The 19,921-nt window shown below is 70.1% G+C and carries 16 protein-coding genes; 4 read left to right on the top strand and 12 right to left on the bottom strand.

The annotated features are described in order from the left end of the window. Positions 1-233 precede the first annotated feature (233 nt). Entirely contained in the window at positions 234-1,211 is a 978-nt protein-coding gene (locus ACWY4P_RS43290; RefSeq protein WP_456213258.1) for a LacI family DNA-binding transcriptional regulator, read from the top strand. A 344-nt stretch (positions 1,212-1,555) separates the two neighbouring features. On the opposite strand, the gene prcA is transcribed toward ACWY4P_RS43290, so the two are convergent. From prcA to arc, 6 genes are all read right to left on the bottom strand, one after another. Then, a complete protein-coding gene (prcA, locus tag ACWY4P_RS43285) occupies positions 1,556-2,341 on the bottom strand; it encodes a proteasome subunit alpha (RefSeq protein ID WP_456206307.1) in 786 nt (261 codons plus the stop codon). 54 nt (positions 2,342-2,395) lie between these two features. Then, positions 2,396-3,241, bottom strand: a complete 846-nt coding sequence (prcB, locus tag ACWY4P_RS43280; RefSeq protein WP_456206306.1) for a proteasome subunit beta — start codon at positions 3,239-3,241, stop codon at positions 2,396-2,398. Further along, positions 3,193-3,786 carry an endonuclease VII domain-containing protein gene (locus ACWY4P_RS43275; protein WP_456206305.1) on the bottom strand — a complete coding sequence of 198 codons (594 nt, stop codon included), beginning with the start codon at positions 3,784-3,786 and terminating at the stop codon, positions 3,193-3,195. The genes prcB and ACWY4P_RS43275 overlap by 49 nt, the downstream gene beginning before the upstream one ends. A 42-nt stretch (positions 3,787-3,828) precedes the next feature. Further along, complete coding sequence (locus ACWY4P_RS43270) at positions 3,829-4,047, bottom strand: ubiquitin-like protein Pup (RefSeq protein WP_319694127.1); 219 nt, start codon at positions 4,045-4,047, stop codon at positions 3,829-3,831. 136 nt (positions 4,048-4,183) lie between these two features. After that, positions 4,184-5,695, bottom strand: coding sequence for a depupylase/deamidase Dop (dop, locus tag ACWY4P_RS43265; RefSeq protein ID WP_456206304.1), 1,512 nt, complete (start codon positions 5,693-5,695; stop codon positions 4,184-4,186). A gap of 289 nt (positions 5,696-5,984) precedes the next feature. Next, the gene (gene arc / locus ACWY4P_RS43260; RefSeq protein WP_456206303.1) at positions 5,985-7,751 is read right to left on the bottom strand and encodes a proteasome ATPase; all 1,767 of its coding nucleotides are present in this window, start codon (positions 7,749-7,751) and stop codon (positions 5,985-5,987) included. A 249-nt stretch (positions 7,752-8,000) separates the two neighbouring features. Between arc and ACWY4P_RS43255 the strand changes: the two genes are divergently transcribed. Continuing rightward, positions 8,001-8,297 (top strand): ferredoxin, encoded by a 297-nt coding sequence (locus ACWY4P_RS43255; RefSeq protein WP_456206302.1) that lies wholly within the window; start codon positions 8,001-8,003, stop codon positions 8,295-8,297. A 65-nt stretch (positions 8,298-8,362) separates the two neighbouring features. Here ACWY4P_RS43255 and ACWY4P_RS43250 read toward each other — a convergent pair whose 3' ends face one another. The 3 genes from ACWY4P_RS43250 to ACWY4P_RS43240 form a co-directional block, all read right to left on the bottom strand. After that, on the bottom strand, positions 8,363-8,995 hold the full coding sequence (locus ACWY4P_RS43250) for a hypothetical protein (protein WP_456206301.1): 633 nt from the start codon (positions 8,993-8,995) through the stop codon (positions 8,363-8,365). A gap of 200 nt (positions 8,996-9,195) precedes the next feature. Continuing rightward, on the bottom strand, positions 9,196-10,158 hold the full coding sequence (locus ACWY4P_RS43245; RefSeq protein WP_456206300.1) for a tRNA (adenine-N1)-methyltransferase: 963 nt from the start codon (positions 10,156-10,158) through the stop codon (positions 9,196-9,198). 86 nt (positions 10,159-10,244) lie between these two features. After that, positions 10,245-11,552, bottom strand: a complete 1,308-nt coding sequence (locus ACWY4P_RS43240) for a site-2 protease family protein (RefSeq protein WP_456206299.1) — start codon at positions 11,550-11,552, stop codon at positions 10,245-10,247. A gap of 24 nt (positions 11,553-11,576) precedes the next feature. On the opposite strand from ACWY4P_RS43240, the gene ACWY4P_RS43235 reads away from it, so the two are divergent. Together ACWY4P_RS43235 and ACWY4P_RS43230 are read left to right on the top strand one after the other, a co-directional pair. After that, positions 11,577-12,557 carry a RecB family exonuclease gene (locus ACWY4P_RS43235; RefSeq protein WP_456206298.1) on the top strand — a complete coding sequence of 327 codons (981 nt, stop codon included), beginning with the start codon at positions 11,577-11,579 and terminating at the stop codon, positions 12,555-12,557. Positions 12,558-12,578: 21 nt separating this feature from the next. Then, on the top strand, positions 12,579-13,250 hold the full coding sequence (locus ACWY4P_RS43230) for a response regulator (RefSeq protein WP_014181038.1): 672 nt from the start codon (positions 12,579-12,581) through the stop codon (positions 13,248-13,250). A 143-nt stretch (positions 13,251-13,393) separates the two neighbouring features. On the opposite strand, the gene ACWY4P_RS43225 is transcribed toward ACWY4P_RS43230, so the two are convergent. The 3 genes from ACWY4P_RS43225 to metH all read right to left on the bottom strand — a co-directional run bounded on the left by ACWY4P_RS43225 (position 13,394) and on the right by metH (position 19,770). Beyond that, complete coding sequence (locus ACWY4P_RS43225; protein ID WP_456206297.1) at positions 13,394-14,998, bottom strand: ABC transporter substrate-binding protein; 1,605 nt, start codon at positions 14,996-14,998, stop codon at positions 13,394-13,396. A 339-nt stretch (positions 14,999-15,337) separates the two neighbouring features. After that, positions 15,338-16,039 carry an HAD family hydrolase gene (locus ACWY4P_RS43220; protein WP_456206296.1) on the bottom strand — a complete coding sequence of 234 codons (702 nt, stop codon included), beginning with the start codon at positions 16,037-16,039 and terminating at the stop codon, positions 15,338-15,340. Positions 16,040-16,224: 185 nt separating this feature from the next. Further along, on the bottom strand, positions 16,225-19,770 hold the full coding sequence (gene metH / locus ACWY4P_RS43215) for a methionine synthase (protein WP_456206295.1): 3,546 nt from the start codon (positions 19,768-19,770) through the stop codon (positions 16,225-16,227). Between the last annotated feature and the right edge of the window lie 151 nt (positions 19,771-19,921).

Genomic DNA, 19,921 nt, shown 5'->3' with positions numbered 1-19,921 from the left:
CTCCCGGCGCGCGAGGCGAGGGCATGGGCGCGTTCACGGACCCGGCCATCGGGAAGAGCCACGGCACGGCGGAGACCGAGGCCGACGCGGGCGGCCGGGAACCGGCTCGGGACGGCGCGGACGACACGGACTACACGGGCAGCCGGACGGCGCGCGAGACGGGTGCCGGCCGGGGGCCGGGTGCGGGGCGCGGGGGCCGACCGGGGGCGGGAGCTCGGGCGACCAGCCGGGACGTGGCACGTGTCGCCGGAGTGTCGCAGGCGACCGTCTCGCTGGTCCTGGGCGACAAGTGGGCCGGACGCGTGTCGGAACGCACCGCGGCGGCGGTCCGCGCCGCCGCGCACGAGCTCGGATACCGCCCGAACCTCGCGGCGCGCAGCCTGCGCCTCGGCCGGACCAGGACCGCACTGCTCGTCGTCCCGGCACTCACCACGGAGTTCTTCGCCCGGGTGTACACCGGCGCCGCGCGCGTGGCCGCCGAGGGCGGCTTCGGCGTGGTGCTCTACCCGTCCCCGGAGGGGGTGGGCCCGGCGCGCGACCCCTTCGACTCGGCGCGCGCGTCGCTCGACGGCGTGATCGCCTCCTCGATGGCGGCGGGCGCGCTGGCCGCGGTGCGTGGCGGGGGGCTCCCGCTGGTGATGCTCGACAGCTCTCCCGATGAGGCCGCCGCGGCGGCCACGGTCAACCTCGACATCGCCGACGGCATGCGGCAGGCCGCCGGCCACCTCCTCGGCCTTGGACACCGCCGTGTCGCCCATGTGGCGGCGGCCGTGGACACCTGGACCTTCCGGGTCCGCGCGCGGGCCCTGGCGGCGGCGGTGGGCGCGGTCCCGGGCGCCTCCCTGCACACCGAGGCGGCCCCCCTGACAGTCGACGAGGGCCGCCGGGCGGCCGAACGGGCGCTCACCCACCCCGGCCCCCGCCCCACGGCGCTCGTGTGCGACGACGACATCCTGGCGGCCGGCGCCTGCAAGGCCGCCCGGCGGCTGGGGCTGCGAGTGCCGGACGACGTCTCGGTCACGGGCTTCGACGACCTCGCGCTGGCCACGGCGGTCGACCCGGAGCTGACGACCGTACGGCTGCCGGCGGAGGCGGTCGGCGCGGCCGGCATGCGAGCACTGATGGCGGTCCTGGACGGCGAGCCGGCGCGCGACACGTCGCTTCCGGTGGAACTCGTCCCCCGCGGCTCCAGCGGCCCGCCACCACGCTAGGGCCTGCTCCGCCCGGCTACCGCTGGGCGGTGCCGGGCGTCGCGGGCCCGCAGATATCGGGGAGACAGGGCCCAGGCGCACCAGCCCGCGCGCCTGCCCACGACAGCACCGCCACGCGGCGGGCCGCCCCATCCGGGCCGCTCGGAGCGGAAGCGTCCGCCGCCCGGGCCGGCCCGGGCGCGCGGGACGCGGCCGACGACCCAGGGCCGAGGCCCGGAGGCCTGCCCCCCGTTCCGGCCCGTTCCGGGAAGGCGCGGGGCGGCTCTGGTGCGTCGAGAGGGCAGACGCCATGGCGCGCCTCGGCTGGGGCCGGGGCGCGCCGGGTGGGGGGGTGGCGGGGAGGGTTATTCCTCCGTCTCGGAGGACTCCTCGGCTGTGGTCTCGGTCTCGGTCTCGGTCTCGGCCTCGGTCTCGGAGTCGTCCGAGGCGCTCTCCTGCTCCAGGAGGCGGGTCAGCTGGTGGCCCAGCACCCGCTTGAACTTCCGCTGCTGCGGTCGCGTCCGGTCCAGCAACGCGACCTCGAGCTGCTCGGCGGTGAGGCTGCGCTCGCCGCCGTTGCTGTCCCGGGCGAGGGACTCGACGGCCAGTTTCAGCGCCTCGGCGAGGGTCATGCCGTCCCGGTGCCGCTGGTCGAGATAGCTGCTGATCTGGTCGGCGTTGCCGCCCACCGCGACCGAGCCGTGCTCGTCGACGATGGAGCCGTCGTGCGGCAGCCGGTAGATCTGGTCGTCCTCGGGACCGTCTCCGACCTCGGCGACGATCAGCTCGACTTCATAGGGCTTCTCCGCGGCGCTGGAGAAGATGGTGCCGAGCGTCTGGGCGTAGACATTGGCGAGGCCACGGGCGGTCACATCGTCGCGGTCGTAGGTGTAGCCACGCAGGTCGGCGTAGCGGACCCCGCCGATGCGCAGGTTCTCGAACTCGTTGTATTTGCCGACCGCCGCGAAGGCGATCCGGTCGTAGATCTCGCTGACCTTGTGCAGCGCGCGGGACGGGTTCTCCGCGACGAAGAGGATGCCGTCGGCATACTGCAGCACGACCACGCTGCGGCCGCGGGCGATGCCCTTGCGGGCGTATTCGGCGCGGTCGGCCATGGCCTGCTGGGGCGATACATAGAACGGCGTCGTCACCGGCTATCCGTCCCTTTCTGTCAATGGCGAATGCATTCCGGGTCAACCGTCCCCTCAGAGCAGCGAGGCCCGCGGGCCGTCCGGCTGCTCGAGCCGCCGCTCGTGGACGGTGCGGGCGATCTCGGACACCTCCGCCTCGGTGAGCCTCTTGAAGCCGTCCTCGGTGATGACCGTGACGATGGGGTAGATGCGCCGGCCGAGGTCGGGGCCGCCGGTCGCGGAGTCCTCGTCGGCGGCGTCGTACAGCGCCTGGATGACGGCGGTGGCGGTCTCGGATTCGGTCAGGTCATCGCGGTACAGCTTCTTGAGCGCGCCGCGGGCGAACAGCGAGCCGGAGCCGGTGGAGGCGAAGCCGTGCTCCTCGGAGCGCCCACCGGTCACATCGTAGGAGAAGATGCGGCCCTTCTCGCGGTCTACGTCCCAGCCCGCGAAGATCGGGACGACGGCCAGGCCCTGCATGGCCATGCCCAGATTGCCGCGGATCATGGTCGACAGCCGGTTGGCCTTGCCCTCCAGGGAGAGGATGGTGCCTTCGACCTTCTCGAAGTGCTCCAGCTCCAGCTGGAAGAGCTTGACCATCTCCACGGCGAAGCCGAGCGTGCCCGCGATGCCGACGGCCGAGTACTCGTCGGCGGGGAAGACCTTCTCGACGTCGCGCTGGGAGATGAGGTTGCCCATGGTCGCGCGGCGGTCACCGGCGAGCACCACGCCGCCGGGAAAGGTCGCCGTGACGATCGTCGTGCCGTGGGGGGCCTCGATCGCGCCCTGCACCGGAGGGAGCGGGCGGTTCCCAGGGAGCAGCTCGGGCGAGTGCGCGCCGAGGAAGTCCATGAAGGACGAGGACCCGGGCGTCAGGAAGGCAGCTGGTAGACGCCCAGTGTTACGAGTGTTGGCTTCCACGCGTTTCCTTCCAGGTAGGCGACAGCCCGACGACCGATGTCGGGATCATCTCCCAACTTGCCGATGGCCGAATTACAGTTGAAGCACAGTACGCCACGGACCTTACCCGTCTTGTGGCAGTGATCCACATGTATGGCCGGAGCCTTCAGACAGATCACGCAGAGCCCCATCTGAGAGGCGACCATCTCGTCACGCTCAGCTTCGGTGATGCCGTACTGGCGCATCAGGTGACGCGCCCGGCCTTCGATTGCCCGGCAGGCCTTGCAGGCCGTCGACAGGCAATCGGAAGCTGTTCTGTTGCGATCCCACTCGGAGTGCGGCTTGATCTCCCCGCAGCGCTGGCAGTACTTGTGCCCTTCTGGTGCGGCAACCCTCGGGCGGGGCTTCCTGCCGCGGGCGTCCTGGCGCTTCCGGTAGTACGCCGCGGAGCACTCCCGGCAGTACGCCTGGAGACCGTCCCTCACCACCTTGTTGCTCGCGAAGGCTGCTCGCGGCTTGTACTGCTTACACCTCGAGCAGCGCTTCACGCCTTCACTGTCGGACAACCCCAACCCCCCGCCATCGCAGCCTTCGAATCGAAGGTGAAATCACTCTCCACCCTTTTGAACGAAGGAGCGCACGAAGTCCTCGGCATTCTCTTCGAGTACGTCGTCGATCTCGTCCAGCACGGAGTCGACGTCGTCCGAGAGCTTCTCCTGCCGCTCCTTGAGGTCCTCTGCTGCCTGTGCGTCCTGCGCCTGCTCCTCGACCTCCTCGGTCGCGCGCGACGCCTTCTGCTGTCCGCCGCCGGTGTCCTTGGTCGCCATATCCCTCACCCCGCTCGGTTCGCCCCAGCTTGATTCGATCGGTCAAGATCAGACCCTACAAGCCGGGTCCGACATCGGCCTCGCTCTTGTTACAACGCACAGAGGCCACCTCGATGATTCCCGGCCGCGGCCCATTTCAGCCCCCCGAGAGCACCCGGACCAGGTCTTCGGCCGTGCGGCACCGGTCCAGGAGCTCCTTGACGTGGTTCCTGGTGCCGCGCAGCGGTTCCAGCGTGGGGACCCTCTGCAGGGAGTCCCTGCCCGGCAGATCGAAGATCACCGAGTCCCAGGAGGCCGCGGCCACGTCGTCGGCGTACTGCTCCAGACAGCGGCCGCGGAAGTAGGCCCTGGTGTCCTCCGGCGGCTTGCTCCGGGCCCGGGACACATCGCCCTCGTCCAGCAGCCGCTTCATCTTGCCGCGGGCCACCAGACGGTTGTAGAGCCCCTTCTCGGGGCGCACGTCGGCGTACTGCAGGTCCACCAGGTGCAGCCGGGCGGCGTCCCACTCCAGGCCGTCACGGCGCCGGTAGCCCTCGAGGAGCTCGCGCTTGGCGACCCAGTCCAGCTCGCCGGACAGACTCATCGGGTCCCGCTCCAGGCGGTTCAGGACATCTTCCCAGCGGGTGAGCACATCCCGGGTCTGCTCGTCGGCGTCGGCGCCGAAGCGGTCCTCGACGTACTTGCGGGCCAGCTCGAAGTACTCCATCTGGAGCTGCACCGCGGTGAGTGTGCGGCCGCTGCGCAGCGTGACCAGGCGGCGCAGCGTCGGGTCGTGCGAGACCTGGTGCAGGGTGCGCACCGGCTGGTCCACGGCGAGGTCCACGGCGATGAAGCCGTCCTCGATCATGGACAGCACCAGGGAGGTGGTGCCGAGCTTGAGGTAGGTCGAGATCTCGGAGAGGTTGGCGTCACCGATGATCACGTGCAGCCGCCGGTACTTCTCGGCGTCGGCGTGAGGCTCGTCGCGGGTGTTGATGATGGGGCGCTTGAGGGTGGTCTCCAGGCCCACCTCGACCTCGAAGTAGTCGGCCCGCTGGCTGATCTGGAAGCCGTGCTCGTGGCCGTCCTGGCCCAGGCCCACGCGGCCGGCCCCGGTGACGACCTGCCGGGAGACGAAGAAGGGGGTCAGGTGGCGCACGATGTCCGAGAAGGCGGTCTCCCGCTTCATCAGGTAGTTCTCATGCGTGCCGTAGGAGGCGCCCTTGTTGTCGGTGTTGTTCTTGTAGAGGTGGATCGGCTGGGCTCCGGGCAGCTGGCCGGCGCGCAGGGCCGCCTCGGCCATGATGCGCTCGCCCGCCTTGTCCCAGAGCACCGCGTCCCTGGGGTTGGTCACCTCGGGGGCGGAGTACTCGGGGTGTGCGTGGTCGACGTAGAGCCGCGCACCGTTGGTGAGGATCACATTGGCCAGGCCGATGTCCTCGTCCGTGAGCTGGCTGGCGTCCGCGGACTCGCGGGCGAGGTCGAAGCCGCGGGCGTCCCGCAGCGGGTTCTCCTCCTCGAAGTCCCAGCGGGCGCGGCGCGCCCGGTGCATCGCCGCCGCGTACGCGTTGACGACCTGGGATGAGGTGAGCATGGCATTGGCGTTCGGGTGGCCCGGGACGGAGATCCCGTACTCCGTCTCGATCCCCATTACTCGCCGTACGGTCATGCGGCCCTCCTTGCCCGGCGCCGTCCCCGGGCGGGGTCGGCGCTCAAGTACCGCTGTGCTTCCGGTCCGTGCGCGGCCCCCGATCCCCCGCACCGCGACGCCGCGGTACCGCAGAGCCTAGAGCCGCTGCGCGGCTCCGAGGCGATCATTTCAGTCATTGCTCCGGTCCGGCTCGTAGGTGCCCGCTCGCTGTGCTGGCAGGTCCGAAATACACATCCGAAATCACGGTCCGAAAAGCGCATCCGGCTGCGGATGCCCCGTCCAGGACATCCGCAGCCGGACAGCGGTGTTACAGGTACTGACCGGTGTTCGCCACCGTGTCGATGGAGCGTCCCGTGTCCGCGCCCTGCTTTCCGGTGACCAGGGTGCGGATGTAGACGATCCGCTCGCCCTTCTTGCCGGAGATACGGGCCCAGTCGTCGGGGTTCGTGGTGTTCGGCAGGTCCTCGTTCTCCTTGAACTCATCCACGCAGGCGGCGAGCAGGTGGGAGACGCGAAGGCCCTTCTGGCTGTGGTCCAGGAAGTCCTTGATGGCCATCTTCTTGGCCCGGTCCACGATGTTCTGGATCATGGCGCCGGAGTTGAAGTCCTTGAAGTAGAGGACTTCCTTGTCACCGTTGGCGTAGGTGACCTCCAGGAAGCGGTTCTCCTCGGACTCGGTGTACATCTGCTCGACGACCGACTGGATCATGCCGCCGATCGCGGCCTTGGGGGACCCGCTGTGCTCGGCGAGGTCGTCCGCGTGGATCGGCAGGGTCTCCGTCAGGTACTTCGAGAAGATGTCCTTCGCGGCCTCGGCGTCCGGACGCTCGATCTTGATCTTCACATCGAGGCGGCCGGGGCGCAGGATCGCCGGGTCGATCATGTCCTCGCGGTTGGAGGCGCCGATGACGATCACATTTTCCAGGCCCTCGACACCGTCGATCTCGGAGAGCAGCTGGGGGACGATGGTGTTCTCCACGTCCGAGCTGACGCCGGAGCCGCGGGTCCGGAAGAGGGAGTCCATCTCGTCGAAGAAGACGATGACGGGCGTGCCGTCGCTGGCCTTCTCCCGCGCCCGCTGGAAGACCAGCCGGATGTGCCGCTCCGTCTCGCCGACGTACTTGTTCAGCAGCTCGGGGCCCTTGATGTTGAGGAAGAAGCTCTTCCCCGCGGGCTTCCCGGTCACCTCGGCGACCTTCTTGGCAAGGGAGTTGGCCACGGCCTTGGCGATCAGCGTCTTGCCGCAGCCGGGCGGGCCGTACAGCAGCACGCCCTTGGGCGGCCGCAGTTCGTGCTCCTTAAACAGGTCGGGGTAGAGGTACGGGAGCTCGACCGCGTCCCTGATCAGCTCGATCTGGTTGCCCAGGCCGCCGATCTTGGTGTAGTCGATGTCCGGGACCTCTTCGAGGACGAGCTCTTCGACCTCGCTCTTGGGCACGACCTCGTAGACGTAGCCGGAGCGGGGCTCGAGCAGCAGGGCGTCACCGGGGCGGATGGTGATGTCCAGCAGCGGCTCGGCGAGCCGCACCACACGCTCCTCGTCGGTGTGCCCGATCACCAGGGCGCGCTCGCCGTCCTCAAGGATTTCCTTGAGGGTGACGATGTCCCCGGCGCGCTCGTACGCCATGGCCTCGACCACATTGAGCGCCTCGTTGAGCATGACCTCCTGGCCGCGCCGGAGGTCCTCGAGCTCGACGCTCGGGCTGACGTTCACCCGGAGTTTCCGGCCTCCGGTGAAGATGTCGGCCGTGCCGTCCTCGTTCGCCTGCAGAAACACCCCGAAGCCGGCCGGCGGCTGCGCGAGCCGGTCGACCTCCTCCTTGAGGGCCACGATCTGGTCGCGGGCCTCACGGAGCGTGTTGGCGAGCCGCTCGTTCTGCGCGGACACGCCCGCCAGGTTTGTCTGCAGCTCGACGATCCGCTCTTCGAGAATCCTCGTGTGCCGCGGAGAGTCGGCGAGCTTGCGTCGCAGGACGGCGATTTCCTGCTCGAGATAGGCAACCTGGCCGGCTGGGTCGTCAGACCCCCGCCCCGGCCGGATGCCGCGGTTGATGTCGTCGTCGTGGGCTGCCACGGTCCTCACCTCCTCCAAGGGGAGCTGGACGCTTCCTGACCCTACCTGGGCAGGTGCGGGTTGAAACCCCTAGATCACAAACCCGGTCGGCGTGTGTCCGATCTTCACCCTTGCGCACTCCCTCACGCCAGGTGAATACCCACCCAACAACATCGGAAAGCGACCGGTTGTATCGTCGAGATGGTCAACACCCGCCAAGGCTGGCGCTATTTAGTCAATGTTGAATCATGTATCAGGGGACGGCAGATCGTGACGGTACGGAACGAAGAGCTCGGTGATCTTGAGGTCTGGATCGACCAGGATCTGTGCACGGGCGACGGCATCTGCGCCCAGTACGCACCCGAGATCTTCGAACTCGACATCGACGGTCTAGCTTACGTCAAGAGCGCCGACGACGAATTGCTGCAGGACAAGGGCGCGACGACGCGCGTCCCGCTGCCCCTGCTCACCGAGGTCGCGGACTCCGCCAAGGAGTGTCCCGGCGATTGCATCCATGTACGGCGGGTATCCGACCAGGTGGAGGTGTACGGCCCCGACGCCGACTGACCGCACGCCGCACCGCGGCCCGCGTCGGCCCAGCGGTCCGCCGCGCCGCGTCCCGGCGTGACGGGTCAGACACTGCCCGCGACCGGCAGCGCCTTGAGTACGAACTTGCCGTCCTTCCACTGCCAGTTGACCTTGCGCTGGAGGTCCGGGCAGCAGCGCGGTACCTGCTCCGAGGAGTATCCGAGCAGAGTGGCCGAAACCTTGGTTCCGCGCAGCGCGAAATCCTTGATGCTCATGCCTTCCTTGGGGTCCAGGAAGGTGGCGACGATCCGCGGCCGCCCCGGGCCCCCGCCGCTTCCCTCGCCGGCTCCCTTGCCGCCGGGCTCGCTGTCCGGCTGAGTCAGCACATAGATACCGCTGGGCGGGGTGCCGGTCTCGGAGTGGCAGCGCACCACGGCCACCGTCTCCGGCCGCCCGTCACCGTCCAGATCGCCCGAGGCGCGGTCCGTGACGTCCGGCTTCTCCGGGCCGCAGTCCACCGGGTAGTCCGCGGCGGTGGGGTCCGGGGCTCTGACAACCGGGGCGCCCGGGGCGCGCGACTCCGGCGCGGAGGCCGTGGTGGTGTCGGTCGTGGCCTTGGCGTCGGAGGGCTGGAGCACCGCCGCCCCGGCGACGACGGCGGCGAGGGCGGCCGCTGTCGCGAGCCAGTGCACCGGCCGGGGGTGGGTGTGCGGGAGGTCCTGGCCCAGAGGCAGCACGCGGCGTGACTCCTGTGAGAGCGGTGGCGTCAGGGGGTGCCCCGCATCGTGCCACATCTCACACGGCGCGGCCACCGCCTCCCCTCCGGAATTCCGACCGGAACTCCGGCAGAAAACCGGGGAAGTCGGTGGCCGCGTCCAGGTGTTGACGTGGGAGTCGCCACGAGGCACCGGGTACGGGGCCTCGGTACGGGCTCGGGTCAGCCGCCGTCGGCCGAGCCGTTCCGGGGGCCCTCGGCGCCCCGGCCGCCCGTTCCCGAGTCCCCGGCCGCCCCGCCGCCGCTGCCCCAGCCCGCGTAGTCCTCGCCGTAGGCGCCCTTGGCGGGCCTGCGGCGGCGCAGCGGGGGCTCCACGCCGTCCGCGAGGCGGCGGGCGGTGAGCAGGAAGCCGGTGTGCCCGATCATGCGGTGGTCGGGCCGCACCGCCAGGCCCTCGACGTGCCAGGTGCGGACCATGGTCTCCCAGGCCGCGGGCTCGTTGAAGGTGCCGTGCTCGCGGATGGCCTCGACGGTGCGGGCCAGCTGCGTGGTGGTGGCGACGTACGCGCACAGGATGCCGCCGGGGACGAGTGCCTTGGAGACGGGCCCAAGGCACTCCCAGGGGGCCAGCATGTCCAGGATGACGCGGTCGACGTCGGTGTCGGAGAGGTTGTCCTGAAGGTCGCCGACGGTGAGCTGCCAGGCGGGGTGCGGGGCTCCGAAGTAGCGCTCGACGTTCTGCTGGGCGATCTCGGCGAAGTCGGCCCGGCGCTCGTAGGAGTGCAGCATGCCCTGGTCACCGATGGCGCGCAGCAGGAACGTGCTGAGCGACCCCGAGCCGACGCCCGCCTCGACGACGCGTGCGCCGGGGAAGATGTCGGCCATCGCCAGGATCTGCCCCGCGTCCTTGGGGTAGACCACGGCGGCACCGCGTGGCATGGACAGGACATAGTCGGGGAGCAGGGGGCGCAGCGCGAGGTACGCGACGTTTCCCGTGGTGCGCACGACGGTTCCCTCGGGGGCACCGATCAGCTCGTCGTGGGGGAAGGAACCCTTGTGGGTGTGGAAGTTCTTCCCGGCCTCGAGCGTGAAGGTGTAGTGGCGTCCCTTGGGGTCGGTGAGCTGGACCTGGTCCCCGACTTGGAAGGGCCCGCGACGGCGGGCGGCACCGGTCGGTTCGGACATGCGGCCAGCCTACCGGGCCTGCGAGGACGCGCTGACCGCCGGGCCTTACGCCGGCCCCCAGGCGAGCGCCCGGAGGCAAGCGAGCCTCAGGATGACGTCGTCGTTCTGGCCATGGCCGCCACGAAGGCGCGCTCGACGTCGGCCGTCGACAGGACGCCGTAGATCTCCCCGGTCTCCTCGACCACCAGGTACTCGGTGGCCGGGGTGGCACGCAGGGTGTCCAGCAGTTCCTCGCCGGTGAGCTCGGCGGAGACCCGCATGCCCTCCTTGAGGTCCTGGGCGAGGCCGCTGACGGCAACCCAGGGGCGGCGGTGCTCGGGGATCCCGACGATGGCCGCCTCGCGCACCACGGCGGTGGGCGCACCCTGGCCGTCGACCACGACGAGGGCGCGCGCCCCGGCCTCGTTCGCGCGGCGCAGCGCCTCCGAGAGGGGGGTGTCCGCCGCGACCGGGACGGCACGCCGGGTGAGCGTACGGGCCCGCAGGTCCGGGAGGCGCTCACGCAGCCGGGCCATGCGCAGGCTGTTCCCGGCGCCGGTCCAGATGATCGCGGCGAGTATGGCGGCGAGCAGCGCGTCGGTCAGCGAGTCGACGCTGCCGAAGCCCTCCGCGTCGGCCCCGAACCCGCCGGTCTGGGTGGCCAGCGGCAGGCCCACCAGCACCGCGACCGCGAGCGCCCGGCCGGTCCAGGCCGCGGCGATCGTGCCCGTCATGGGCTTGCCGCTGATCTTCCAGACGACGGCCCGCAGCATCCGGCCGCCGTCCAGGGGGAGGCCGGGCAGCAGGTTGAAGGCGGCCACGATGAGGTTGGAGATCATCAGCCCGGCCAGCAGCACCCCGGGCACCGTGCCCGGCTCCACCACCAGCATGCCGAGGTAGAACAGGCCGGAGAGGATCAGGGAGAGCAGCGGGCCGACGAAGGCCAGGACGAACTCCCGGCCGGGCGTCTCGGACTCCTTCTCGATCTCCGAGACGCCCCCGAAGAACTGCAGCTGGATCCGGCGCACCGGGAGCTTGAAGCGCAGCGCCGCGACGGTGTGGGCGAGCTCGTGGACCAGCACGGAGGCGTAGAAGGCCACCGCGAAGAAGAGCGAGACGATGTAGCGCGCGGCGCCCAGCTCCGGCAGCACCCGCTCCAGCTGGCCGCCGAAGACCCAGGTGATGAGCGCGGCGACCAGGAACCAGCTGGGCGAGACGTATACCGGCACACCGAACGGCCGGCCCATCAGGAAACCGCCGCCCACCTCACGGGGGCGCTGTGGCTTCTCGCCCTCGGGCTCGGTCGTGCGGTCCGATCCCCCGTTGTCGGACTGCCGCTGCCCGCTGTTGTCCACGGTGTCCCCTCGTCGGATGCGTCGTTCGCACCCCTTCTTCGGTATGGTCCCCACGATCATGCAGTGCGAGGACCTCGGACGTCGATGGTATGCGTCCGGCTGTCGGTGGCGGGCCGTAGGGTCTGCGCCATGGGAACCTCCACCGGGAAGGCCGAACGGGCCGATCGGACGCCGCAGTCCGGCCCGCCCTCCGTTGTGCCGCCGTCCGCGCGCAGCTTGTCACGGTCCACGCCGTCCTTGTCGCCGTCGCGCGCGGCGGACTTCATGCAGTGTCCGTTGCTGTACCGCTTCCGAGTGATCGACAAACTGCCGGAGAAGCCGAGCGCCGCCGCCACCCGGGGCACGGTGGTGCACGCGGTGCTCGAGCGACTGTTCGACACCCCGGCCGCCGAGCGCACCGCCCCGCGGGCCCGCTCGATGGTGCCGGGCGAGTGGGAGCGGCTGCTGAAGGCGCGGCCGGAGCTGGCGGAGCTGTTCCGTACGGAGGACGGCACCGAGGACCCGGAGCGGCTGGAGCGGTGGCTGGCGGATGCCGAGCGGCTGGTCGAGCAGTGGTTCTCGCTGGAGGACCCGACGCGTCTGGAGCCCGCCGAGCGGGAGCTGTATGTGGAGACGCGGCTGGAGTCCGGGCTGACGCTGCGCGGCTATATCGACCGGGTGGACGTCGCGCCGAGCGGCGAGGTGCGGATCGTCGACTACAAGACCGGCAAGGCGCCCGCGCCGCGGTACGCGGCGGACGCGCTGTTCCAGATGAAGTTCTACGCCCTGGTGCTGTGGCGGCTGCGGGGGGCGGTGCCGCGCCGGCTGCAGCTGGTCTATCTGGGCAGCGGCGATGTGCTGACGTACGACCCGGGCGAGTCGGATCTGCTGGGCGTGGAGCGCAAGGTGCGGGCCCTGTGGGAGGCGATCTCGCAGGCGATGGAGACCGGCGTCTTCCTGCCGCGCCGGACCAAGCTGTGCGGCTGGTGCGACCATCAGGCGCATTGCCCGGAATTCGGTGGGACTCCCCCGCCTTATCCGCCGGCCACCGTGCCCGCGCAGTCCGGCAGAATGGGGCAGGTCTAGCGGTCCAGCGAAGGAGAACCTGTGGCTATCCGCGTCCTACTGGTCGACGACCAGCCGCTGCTGCGCACCGGCTTCCGGATGATTCTCGAGGCCGAGCAGGATCTCGCGGTCGTCGGCGAGGCGGGGGACGGCCTGCAGGCCCTGGACCAGGTGCGGGCGCTGCAGCCGGACGTGGTGCTGATGGACATCCGCATGCCGCGGATGGACGGCGTGGAGGCGACCCGGCAGATCACCGGCCCGGGCCGGGACGGTCCGGCCAAGGTGCTGGTGCTGACCACCTTCGATCTGGACGAGTACGTGGTGGAGGCGCTGCGCGCGGGGGCCAGCGGCTTTCTGCTCAAGGACGCGCCCGCCCATGAGCTGGTGCAGGCGATCCGGGTGGTGGCGGCGGGCGAGGCGATGCTGGCGCCGAGCATCACGCGGCGGCTGCTCGACAAGTACGCCGGGCATCTGCCGTCCGGCGAGGAGCCGGTGCCGGACACCCTGCACACCCTCACCGAGCGCGAGGTGGAGGTCCTCAAGCTGGTCGCCAAGGGGCTGTCCAACGCGGAGATCGCAGCGGACCTGTTCGTCAGCGAGACGACGGTGAAGACCCACGTGGGGCATGTGCTGACGAAGCTGGGGCTGCGGGACCGGGTGCAGGCCGCCGTCTACGCGTATGAGAGCGGGCTGGTGCGCCCCGGCGCGCAGTAGCGCGCAAGCCCTCCGCTTCGCTTCAAGGCGCGGCTGCACACACCGACGAACGTAAGGCCGAGGGCCGTATCCCCCGCCGCCTCCTGGCGGTGCGGGATACGGCCCTCGGCGCTGTCTCGTCCTGCCCAGGTCCCGAGCCGGACTCAGCCGTCGCTGGTGCGGCCGAGCTCCCACAGCTGGAGCATGCTCGAGGCGTCGAGCAGGTACTCGGTCCCCACGACGCCCTCGCGGGCGGCCACGTACTGCTTGCCCTGCCACAGCGGCAGATACGGCACATCGCCCGCGACGAGGTTCTGGATCTTCTGGAGATCCTTGACCGCGAGGGCCCGCTGGGCCTCCTGCCGGGTCCTGGGGATCAGCTCGTCCTCGATGGTCTTGTTGTGGTACGGCGAGTTGAGCCAGTTGTCCTTGGTGAGGAACGGCGCGACGTAGGTGTCCGCGTCCGGGAAGTCGGGCAGCCAGCCCATGCCGTAGACGGCGTACTCCCGCTTGACGACGGCCGGGCGGAACTCGGTCCACTTGACGCCCTTGATCCTGACCGAGAACAGCCCGCTGGCGTTCAGCTGGGCCTGGAGTTTCTTGAACTCCTGGGCCGTCTCCGGGCCGTAGTGGTCGGTCGTGTACGTCAGCGTCAGCTGCACCGGGGTTTCGATGCCGGCCTGCTGGAGCAGATCGCGTGCGGCGGCGACGTTCGGGTCGCCGTACTCGTTGTGGAACGAGTTGGTGTGCGAGGAGATGTTGTTGGGGACCATCGAATAGAGCGGTTCGGCGGTCCGCTTGTACACATCGCGCACCAGGGCCTGGCGGTCCACGATGTGCGCGATGGCCTGGCGGACGGCCTTGTTCTTCACCACCGGGGCGGAGGTGTCGAAGACGAGGTAGCGGATGCCCTGGCCGGAGGTCTCCTGGAGCTGGATGCCCTTGATGCCGGTGGTGTCCATCCGCTCGATCTGCTCGGGCGAGAAGCCGCGGTTGACCACGTCGACATCGCCCTTGGTCAGGGCCTTCTCCATGGTCTTGGCGTCATCGAAGAAGCGCATCTCGAGCTTGTCGCTGCGCGGCTGGATATCGCCCTGGTACTCGGAGTTCTTGGTGAAGACCACCTTCGTCAGCCGGTTGTTCTGCACCTCGGTCTTCGCCGTGTAGGGGCCGGAGCCCACGATGTCGAAGCCCTTCCGCACCGCGTCCTTCTTGTAGACCTCGCTGTCGAGGATCGCCGCGGCGGGCGTGGTGAGCTTGGAGGGGAACGTCGCGTCCGAGCTGGAGAGGTGGATGACGACCTCGCGGGCGTTGGGGGTCTCCACCTTGTCCACGTTGGACAGCAGGGACCACACTCCGCTCTGGTCCTTGATCCGCAGCACCCGCTCCAGCGAGAACTTCACATCGGCGGAGGTCAGCTCATGGCCGTTGGAGAACCTCAGCCCCTTGCGCAGCTTGCACCGGTACTGCTCGCTCTGCCGGTCCTGGAAGCCGCACTGCTCGGCGGCGTCGGGGATGGGGTCGGTGCCGGAGCGGGGCAGTCTCATCAGCGTCTGGAAGGTGCTGTGCAGCACGCTCCAGGAGGCGAAGTCATACGCCTGGGCCGGGTCCAGCGGCGCGGTCGCCACCTTCGACGCCTCGATGCGGTCGGTGCTCCCGACGACGATCGCGCCGCCCTCCGAGCCTGCGCCGTCGGTACCGCCGCACGCGGCGAGCGTGGAGGTCATAAGGCCCGCCAGGACCGGCAGCACCAGCGACTTGCGGTTCATTCTCGGGAGTCTCCCTGCGATCGATCAACTACTCGCGAAGAGATTAGTCCGCGACGCCAGCCCTACTGGGACACAACGGAGTTGAGGCGTTATCACGCCCCGATAACGTGTAACGGTTCACCGATATCCGGACACCGTCATGTTTCACACGAGATGCCAGCAATTCGGACACATAGGTCGGCGCAAATCGGGCTAGACAGGACTCGAAGCAGAGCGCCCCCGCCCTGTCGACGGCGGGCGCGGTGAGAAACATCACTCCCGCGGCCATGCCGCGAGGTAAGCGGAATTAGGGCAGTCCATTTCCTGGCCTGCCCTTACCGAAATACGCTCAGTGCGCGATCAGTGCATTCCCGTGATCAGAGTGCGCAAAAACGGGACGTCGATCTCTTCCAGCGAGCCGACGACCGTGCGCCCCACCGCGGGTTCGATCATCACCAGCGACGGCACGGCCACCACCTGGCACCCGGCCGCCTCGGCCGCCGTCACCCCGGTCACCGTGTCCTCCACCACCACACAGCGCGCCGGGTCCGCGCCCAGCCCCGCCGCGGCGAAGAGATACGGGTCCGGGTGCGGCTTGGTCCGGCCGATGTCGTCGCCCGCGACCGTGAGCGCGAAGTGCTCCGGACCGATCGACCGCAGCACCGCCTCCATCACGCGCCGGTGGGAGGCCGAGACCAGCGCGGTGGGCACGGCGTGCGCGGCCAGCTCGGTGAGCAGCCTGCGGGCGCCCGGGAGCAGCGGCACGGTGCCGTCGAGCAGCTCGGTGAAGCGGCTGTTCAGCAGCCCGGTCAGCTCGGCGAGCGCGATGTCCGCGCCGGTGGCCTCGATCAGGAAGGAGGCGCTGCGGGTCATCGGGCCGCCGACGACCACCTGGCGGTACTCCTCGGCGAGCGCGTGGCCGAGCTCGGCGAAGATGGAGACCTCCGCGTCCCACCAGATGCCCTCGGTGTCGACCAGGGTGCCGTCCATGTCGAGCAGGACGGCTTGCAGGGCGGAGCCTTCGGCCGTACGGGTGTCGACGGCGGGGATGCTGCTGGTCATCCAATCACCTCCGGGCGAGGGGCACGAAGGCCGGCCGTCTTCCGCGGTTTTCGCAGCTCTCGCGATTTTCGCGATTTTCGCGATGCGGAAGACGACCGGCCTCTACCGGATCGACCAGTGTACGACGGCCCGCCGCGCGGCGCCCGGCGGTTCCCCGCGAGTCGCGGCGGAGCGCGACGCGGACGTTACCGTGCGTTGAAGTACTTGGCCTCCGGGTGGTGGATGACGATCGCGTCGGTGGACTGCTCGGGGTGCAGCTGGAACTCCTCCGAGAGCTTGACCCCGATCCGCTCCGGGCGCAGCAGGTCGGCGATCTTCGCACGGTCCTCCAGGTCGGGGCAGGCCCCGTAGCCCAGGGAGAAGCGCGCGCCGCGGTACTTGAGGTCGAACATGTCGGTGACGTCCTCGGGGTCCTCGGACGCGAAGCCCAGCTCGGCGCGTACGCGGGCGTGCCAGTACTCGGCGAGCGCCTCCGCCAGCTGGACGGACAGCCCGTGGAGCTCGAGGTAGTCGCGGTAGGAGTCGGCGGCGAACAGCTCGGCGGTGGCCTCGCCGATCTTCGAGCCGACGGTGACGACCTGGAGCCCGACCACATCGGTCTTGCCGGACTCCTCCGGGCGGAAGAAGTCAGCCAGGCACAGGTGCCGGCCGCGCCGCTGGCGCGGGAACGTGAAGCGGGTCAGCTCGCTGCCGTCGTCGCCCAGCAGCACCAGGTCGTCGCCCTTGGAGACACACCGGTAGTAGCCGTAGACGACGGCCGCCTCCAGGAGGTTCTCGGTGTGCAGCTTGTCGAGCCAGCCGCGCAGCCGCGGCCGGCCGTCGGTCTCCACCAGCTCCTCGTAGCTCGGCCCCTCGCCGGTACGGGCCTGCTTCAGGCCCCACTGGCCCTTGAACAGCGCGCCCTCGTCGAGCCAGGACGCGTAGTCCGCCTGCTGGATGCCCTTGACCACGCGGCTGCCCCAGAAGGGCGGGGTGGGCACCGGGTTGTCGGTGGCCACATCGGAGCGGACCGGCACCGCCGGAGACTCGGGCGTCGCCACCGCCACCGCCGCGCGCTTGGCCACCCGGCGCTGCTTGAGCTCGGGCAGGGACGCGCCGGGCACGCCCCGCTTGACGGCGACCAGCGCGTCCATCAGCCGCAGGCCCTCGAACGCGTCGCGGGCGTAGCGGACCTCGCCCTCGTAGATCTCGTGCAGGTCCTGCTCGACATACGCCCGGGTCAGCGCCGCCCCGCCGAGGATGACGGGGTACTCGGCCGCGAGCTTGCGCTGGTTGAGCTCCTCCAGGTTCTCCTTCATGATCACCGTGGACTTCACCAGCAGCCCGGACATCCCGATCACATCGGCGCGGTGCTCCTGCGCGGCGTCCAGAATGGCCGAGACCGGCTGCTTGATGCCCAGGTTGACCACGTTGTAGCCGTTGTTGGACAGGATGATGTCGACGAGGTTCTTGCCGATGTCGTGGACGTCGCCGCGGACCGTGGCGAGCACGATGGTGCCCTTGCCCGCCTCCTCGCCGTCCTCGGTCTTCTCCATGTGCGGCTCCAGATGGGCCACCGCCGTCTTCATCACCTCGGCGGACTGGAGGACGAACGGCAGCTGCATCTGCCCGGAGCCGAAGAGCTCGCCGACGACCTTCATGCCGTCCAGCAGGGTCTCGTTGACGATGTCCAGGGCGGGCCGCTCCCGCAGCGCCTCGTCCAGGTCGGCCTCCAGGCCGTTGCGCTCGCCGTCGATGATGCGGCGCTTGAGGCGCTCCTCCAGCGGCAGGGCGGCCAGCTCCTCGGCCTTCCCGGCCTTCAGGGACTTGGCGGTGGCGCCCTCGAACAGCGCCATCAGCTTCTGTAGCGGGTCGTAGGCCGGTTCGTCCCCCTGCTGGGCGGAGCGGCGGTCGTAGATGAGGTCGAGGGCGGTGCGCACCTCCTCCTCGGTGAAGCGGGCGATCGGCAGGATCTTGGAGGCGTGCACGATCGCCGAGTCGAGGCCCGCCTTGACACACTCGTCGAGGAAGACGGAGTTGAGCAGGATGCGGGCGGCCGGGTTGAGGCCGAAGGAGATGTTCGACAGGCCCAGCGTGGTCTGCACGTCCGGGTGGCGGCGCTTGAGCTCGCGGATCGCCTCGATGGTGGCGATGCCGTCCTTGCGGGACTCCTCCTGACCGGTGCAGATGGTGAAGGTCAGGGTGTCGATGAGGATGTCCTCCTCATGGATGCCCCAGTTGCCGGTCAGGTCGGCGATCAGCCGTTCGGCGATCTCGACCTTCTTCTCCGGGGTACGGGCCTGGCCCTCCTCGTCGATGGTGAGCGCGATCAGCGCGGCCCCGTGCTCCTGGGCCAAGCGGGTGACCTTGGCGAAGCGCGAGTCGGGGCCGTCGCCGTCCTCGTAGTTGACGGAGTTGATGACCGCGCGGCCGCCCAGCTTCTCCAGGCCGGCGCGGAGGACGTCGACCTCGGTGGAGTCCAGCACGATGGGGAGGGTGGAGGCGGTGGCGAAGCGGCCGGCCAGCTCCTCCATGTCGGCGACGCCGTCCCGGCCGACGTAGTCCACGCACAGGTCCAGCAGGTGGGCGCCCTCGCGGATCTGCTCGCGGGCCATCTCCACACAGTCGTCCCAGCGGCCTTCCAGCATGGCCTCGCGGAACTTCTTCGAGCCGTTGGCGTTGGTCCGCTCGCCGATCGCCAGATACGAGGTGTCCTGGCGGAACGGCACGGTCTGGTAGAGGGAGGCGGCGCCGGGCTCGGGGCGCGGGGCGCGCTCGGTGGGGGTCAGCTCGCGGACCCGCTCCACGACCTGGCGCAGATGCTCGGGCGTGGTGCCACAGCAGCCGCCGACCAGCGACATCCCGTACTCGCGCACGAACGTCTCCTGGGCGTCGGCCAGCTCGCCCGGGGTGAGCGGGTAGTGCGCCCCGTCCTTGCCCAGCACCGGCAGACCGGCGTTCGGCATACAGGACAGCGGGATACGGGAGTGGCGGGCCAGATAGCGCAGGTGCTCGCTCATCTCGGCGGGGCCGGTCGCGCAGTTCAGGCCGATCATGTCGATGCCCAGCGGCTCCAGCGCGGTGAGCGCCGCGCCGATCTCCGAGCCGAGCAGCATCGTGCCGGTGGTCTCCACCGTCACCGAGCAGATCACCGGAAGGTCGGCGCCCGAGGCGTCCAGGGCGCGGCGGGCGCCGAGGACCGCGGCCTTGGTCTGCAGCAGGTCCTGGGTGGTCTCCACCAGCAGCGCGTCGGCGCCGCCGGCGATCAGGCCCTCGGCGTTCGCCTGGTAGGCGTCGCGCAGCACGGTGTACGGGGCGTGGCCCAGCGTCGGCAGCTTGGTGCCGGGGCCCATGGAGCCGAGCACCCAGCGGGGGCGGCCGTCGGCCGCGAACCCGTCGGCGACCTCGCGGGCGACCCGGGCGCCCGCCTCGGACAGCTCGTACACCCGGTCGGAGATCTCGTACTCCCCCAGCGCCGAGTGGTTGGCGCCGAAGGTGTTGGTCTCCACGCAGTCCACGCCGGCCGCGAAGTACTCGGTGTGGACCGAGTGGACGATGTCGGGGCGGGTGATGTTGAGGATCTCGTTGCACCCCTCGAGCTGCTGGAAGTCCTCGAGGGTGGGGTCCTGGGCCTGGAGCATCGTGCCCATCGCACCGTCCGCGACCACCACCCGGGTGGCGAGGGCCTCCCGGAGTGCATGGACCCGGTCGACGGAGTCGGCTGCTGCGGATGTAGGCGAATGCGAGGCCATGGGTGAGCTCCCTGGGGTGCGACGGCTGTCGGCTTTGCGCCCTCCTTCGGCGGAGGGCGCACCAGGCCAGGGTAGCCGCCGGGGAGCTCTCGGCGAGGGGTGTTCCACGTGGCGGGACACCTCGTGTGGGGCGGGATGGGCGCCGTCCGCG

The sequence above is a fragment of the Streptomyces sp. LZ34 genome (genome assembly GCF_053890475.1).
This window is presented reverse-complemented; position numbering and strand designations above follow the sequence as displayed.

Coding starts and splice junctions, on each gene's coding strand:
- ACWY4P_RS43270 (WP_319694127.1), bottom strand. CDS start 4,047: ATGGCGACCAAGGACACCGGCGGCGGACAGCAGAAGGCGTCGCGCGCG.
- dop (WP_456206304.1), bottom strand. CDS start 5,695: ATGACCGTACGGCGAGTAATGGGGATCGAGACGGAGTACGGGATCTCC.
- ACWY4P_RS43245 (WP_456206300.1), bottom strand. CDS start 10,158: ATGTCCGAACCGACCGGTGCCGCCCGCCGTCGCGGGCCCTTCCAAGTC.
- ACWY4P_RS43240 (WP_456206299.1), bottom strand. CDS start 11,552: ATGATCGTGGGGACCATACCGAAGAAGGGGTGCGAACGACGCATCCGA.
- ACWY4P_RS43235 (WP_456206298.1), top strand. CDS start 11,577: ATGGTATGCGTCCGGCTGTCGGTGGCGGGCCGTAGGGTCTGCGCCATG.
- ACWY4P_RS43225 (WP_456206297.1), bottom strand. CDS start 14,998: ATGAACCGCAAGTCGCTGGTGCTGCCGGTCCTGGCGGGCCTTATGACC.
- ACWY4P_RS43220 (WP_456206296.1), bottom strand. CDS start 16,039: ATGACCAGCAGCATCCCCGCCGTCGACACCCGTACGGCCGAAGGCTCC.
- metH (WP_456206295.1), bottom strand. CDS start 19,770: ATGGCCTCGCATTCGCCTACATCCGCAGCAGCCGACTCCGTCGACCGG.